Origin of the sequence: Methylobacterium sp. WL12 (assembly GCF_008039475.1) — a bacterium.
In the GTDB taxonomy this organism is placed as follows: Bacteria; Pseudomonadota; Alphaproteobacteria; order Rhizobiales; family Beijerinckiaceae; genus Methylobacterium; species Methylobacterium cerastii.
Genome location: NZ_VRUW01000164.1, coordinates 1 through 4,121, shown reverse-complemented (window position 1 = coordinate 4,121; position 4,121 = coordinate 1). Strand labels below are relative to the sequence as shown.

Below are 4,121 nucleotides of genomic sequence, written 5' to 3'. Positions count from 1 at the left end.
CTGCCGAAGGCGAAGCCGCCATCCGCACCGTCGTCGATACCGCCCGCCTCACCGGCGCCAGCCCGTTCCGCACCATCCTCAAAACCGTCGGCGCCTAAACCTCACGATTACGGGGGTGGGTAATTACCCTTACAATTCTCCACCGTCATTCCGGGGCTGCGAAGCAGAGCCCGCACCCGGAGGGCCGCGCCGAAGGTGTGCAATCCAGATCCGCCGACCGTGCTCGCTGAAGTGCGACCTGCGAGTCTGGATTCTGGGCTCGCCTGCGGTGCCCCGGAATGACGGGTTTGCCTTGGATGACCGCGCGCTTCGTCAAGATGCCATGCGCGATGAGGAGGCCGCCGGCTGGGATCGCCTTCACGACCGCTTCCTCACGAAGCGCATCCATCGCAGCCAGAGCTATTCCGAGAGAGACGCCTGCACCAATCAGGCGGAGTCGTTCTTCGCCCGCCTTCGACCGCGACGAGATGGGCGTTCACCACCGCGTCAGCGGCGCTTACCTCGGTGCCTATGCTGGTGAGATGGCTTGGCGCGAGGATCACCGACGCGTCAGAAACGGCGTCCAGTACCTGAGGCGACGATCGCCGCCCTCACGCATCCGGTGTGGCGTCAGTGGAAGGGCTACTGGCAACGGTAAGCTGCTGCGCGGCTTCAACCTGCTGACTTACATCGTGATCTGAAAACTCCAGGATCTCTCCCTTCCTAAGCAATTCTGCCAATATTTCTTTTATAAGTTTTCTTTTTTCTTCCTCACTATTAAGGTAAATTGCTATTGTGTAATCGACAAGCGGCTTTGGCTTTCCTTCCATCCAGTCGCTGAAAAATCCTTTGTCGTCTTTGCGCTTACCCCTCTCAAACAGGTCTCGGAAGCGCAAAGGGGAGATACCAATGAAAGGAGAAAACTGAACCTTTTGAGTTTTGTTAGAGCCCGTTCCTACATATAGCGAATCTTGTTGCAGTTGCTCCGCATAGCTTTTCGGGTATGGCTCAATGTAAAGCACTCTACCAATGCCCGCAGCTACGATATGTTTTGAGCACATATGGCATGGAAAAGTAGTGCAATATAATATTGACCCCTTAATTGGTATTCCAAGCCTTGCGGCGTCTGATATAGCAGACATTTCAGCATGGATTATTCGACCAAATTCCAGTAGATCCATTAATTGTGAACCCTTTAGTGGGCTATCTTTCTTGCTAGATTCCGCTATTACTTTCGAAACCAGTTCGTCCACCTGAGATTGATCTGATATAAAACCGGACAACGCAAGGCGTCTGACAGTATCGGCAAGTATAGCCCGCTTGATACGCTCATTTTCATCGCCTTCAAGCGTGTAGTCTCGAGCGTCGTCGGCGTCAGAACTCCAATAGGTTCCGCCGTTTGCTTTCGGAACCTCATTGCAGCCTAGGGTCTGCACCTCCCCATTGGCTGAAAAAATGGCCGCCCCTACTTGCCTGGATAAATCAAGAGATCGCAAGGCTGCACTTTTAGCAATATATATTCCGTATTCATCCTTGCTTGGAGTGATTTTATTTGATCCAAAAAAAGCAAGAAGAAATCGATTTAAATTTTCTTCAGCTTCACGCTCATTGTCGAGGCTGATAAATAAGTCCGCCAGGGCAAACGCGTCTGCTAACCGCTGTCCGTGAGACTGCCCTTGCTCGTCCTCATCACGTCGAACTAGTTTTTTAGCATCGCCTTCATGATCTACGCTGGGCCGTGATTCGATATGGTCTGCTGAAATACGATGACTAAGATATTTTATTCTATTTTCTTTTCCGGAATACAACGAAATCAGCACAAACGCTTTCTGGTAAGTTTGTCGTAGGATCTTTATCTCTTCACCTCTTTTAAACTGGTCAAATATATAAGCTTGACCTTCGAGGTAATTTTTACCTTTCTTCTGCCTATATGCGCTAATCGCCGAACAACACAGCATCGCAAGAGCGCCGTTTTGGCCTGTAATATCGCGAAACTTATTTGCGTATTCTATGTGAGTTGTATAACGATCTTCGATCGGGGTGTCTTTTAACACCATGTCTTTGATCTTAACAGACTTCATCAGCTCAGTGACTTTAAAGTCCTGTGACTGGTAATGAAATTTAAGTAGATTTGCCTTCAGTATCTCAACGAACTTCTTGTTCTTTGTTCCGATTGGTGAACAGAGGCCAAAGACAAGTTCGGGCGCTTGGGCAGTAGGCAGCATGAGCAGGATACCGAACGCAATGGGAACAAACTTGGTGAAAGGTACATTAATCAGTGGTAGTGTCCAGGCGCCAGCTCGATTGCGGGCAGCGAGGGGAAACGCCGTGAATGCGCTAGACGAAAACTGGCTGTCGGCCGACTTAGCGAAGGTCGATGCTGATATTGAACGGTGGAGCGTAGGAATACGTGAGTCGTTCGAATCACTTTACGGTGATTCGGACACCGCTAAGAGGCTCGAAGAGGCTTCTGATCAGGACGATCAGATTTAGTCACCCAGACTAGATTCCCATTTTGATCCTTTGAGCATCTTACTGCGCCGTTTTTTGATAGATGGCGCAGTGCCTTCGACGCCAGGCGGGTGTGCTCTGTTATGAGCTTGCTGTTGCGGGCGTCGTGGCTGGTAAGTGATGGGACGGACTGCGGACCTCCCGGCTCGTCATCGACCCTGTGGCCTCTCTGATTGTGTCTAGGATGCCCTTGGTGAGTTCGGCCCCGCCCGAATAGAACTTCGCGCTTCTAACAGGGCATGGCGGCGTCTAGATCGCCCTCGTAGCCGAGTGAGCCGAGAACCTGGTCCAAGGCCGACACGTCGTTCTTGATCTCAGCGATCCGGTCTTGCAGCTTGGACGCCTCCCCGAACAGGTTGGACCGCTTCGTGAGAAGCGCCGTTATCGTCTTGTCATAGGACTCAGTACGGAAGCGGTGGCGGCGTTCGGGATCGGTCATCCCGGGGCGCCGCAGGCGAGCCCGGGATCCACAGCCGCCGACCGCACGCGCTAGATCACAACCTGTGGTTCTGGATTGCACGCATTCGGCGCGGCCCTCCGGGTCCGGGCTCTGCTTCGCAGCCCCGGAATGACGGGCCCTGGCTGGAGGGTGGTGCGTTTCATCGATCCCGGGCAGGACGCGGAGGCCTAGCCGATCACCCGCACCGGCGCGCCGTCGAGGAACCCTTGGATGTCGGCCACCGCCTCGGTGAAGTAGGTGCGGTAGTTGGCTTCGCTCACGTAGCCGAGATGGGGCAGGGCCAGCAGGTTCGGCAGGCTGCGCCAGGGCGAGTCCGCCGGCAGGGGCTCGATCTCGAACACGTCGAGGCCGGCCCCGCCGATCCGGCCTTCCGCGAGGGCGGCCTGCAGCGCCAGGCCGTCGACGAGGCCCGCCCGCGCGGTGTTGATCAGCAGGGCGTGCGGCCGCATCAGCGCGAGCGCCGCGGCGTCGACCAGCCCGCGGGTGCTGTCGCCGAGCACGAGGTGGAGCGAGACCACGTCGCTCTCGGCCATCAGCGCCGCCTTGGAGACTGAGAGCGCCACGCCGGCGTCGGCCGCCCGCGCCTCCGTGAGGTTCGGGCTCCAGGCCGAGACCAGCATGCCGAAGGCCTGGCCGATCCGGGCGACGCGGGTCCCGATCTTGCCCAAGCCCAGCAATCCGAGGCGGCGGCCGGCGAGGTCGGCGCCCACGCTCGTCTGCCAGCCGCCGGCCCGCAGGGCGTTCGCCTCCGGCACGACGCGGCGGGCAAGCGCGAGGATCAGCGCCCAGGTCAGCTCCACCGGCGGCGCGGAGCCGCTCGCCGTGCCGCAGACGACGACCCCGTGGGCCTTGGCCGCGGCGAGGTCGATGCTCGCGTTGCGCATGCCGGAGGTGACCAGGAGCTTGAGCTTCGGCAGGCGCGCGAACAGGGCGGCCGGGAACGGCGTGCGCTCGCGCATGATCACCACGATTTCGCAGTCGGCGATGGCCGCGACCAGCGCGTCCTCGGTCGTGAAGCCCTCGCGGAAGGGGCGCAGCGCGACGCGGTCCCGGAGCGGGGACCAGTCCGCGAGGGTGGTGGCGACGCCCTGGTAGTCGTCGAGGATCGCGCAGGTGAGCGGGGTCGCCTCAAGCATGGGTCGCGTCCGATTATTAGGGCAAGGCGGGGGGC

Annotated in this window: 3 protein-coding genes and 1 pseudogene; 1 reads left to right on the top strand and 3 read right to left on the bottom strand. The window is 57.8% G+C overall.

The genetic code is table 11. The features are described from left to right. Positions 1 to 331: 331 nt before the first annotated feature. A pseudogene (locus tag FV226_RS26925) lies at positions 332 to 637 on the top strand (transposase); the annotation flags it as partial. Here the strand turns inward: FV226_RS26925 and FV226_RS26920 are convergent. From FV226_RS26920 to FV226_RS26910, 3 genes are all read right to left on the bottom strand, one after another. Beyond that, positions 591 to 2,204 carry an anti-phage dCTP deaminase gene (locus FV226_RS26920; RefSeq protein ID WP_147765330.1) on the bottom strand — a complete coding sequence of 538 codons (1,614 nt, stop codon included), beginning with the start codon at positions 2,202 to 2,204 and terminating at the stop codon, positions 591 to 593. The pseudogene FV226_RS26925 and the gene FV226_RS26920 sit on opposite strands and share 47 nt — an antisense overlap. Positions 2,205 to 2,719: 515 nt before the next feature. Next, entirely contained in the window at positions 2,720 to 2,929 is a 210-nt protein-coding gene (locus FV226_RS28830) for a hypothetical protein (RefSeq protein ID WP_238271538.1), read from the bottom strand. Positions 2,930 to 3,117: 188 nt separating this feature from the next. Next, positions 3,118 to 4,086, bottom strand: a complete 969-nt coding sequence (locus FV226_RS26910) for a D-2-hydroxyacid dehydrogenase family protein (RefSeq protein ID WP_147765329.1) — start codon at positions 4,084 to 4,086, stop codon at positions 3,118 to 3,120. Between the last annotated feature and the right edge of the window lie 35 nt (positions 4,087 to 4,121).

Bases quoted from the DNA above. Each gene is read 5' to 3' on its own strand.
- FV226_RS26920 (WP_147765330.1), bottom strand. From the start codon at position 2,204: ATGCTGCCTACTGCCCAAGCGCCCGAACTTGTCTTTGGCCTCTGTTCA.
- FV226_RS28830 (WP_238271538.1), bottom strand. From the start codon at position 2,929: ATGACCGATCCCGAACGCCGCCACCGCTTCCGTACTGAGTCCTATGAC.
- FV226_RS26910 (WP_147765329.1), bottom strand. From the start codon at position 4,086: ATGCTTGAGGCGACCCCGCTCACCTGCGCGATCCTCGACGACTACCAG.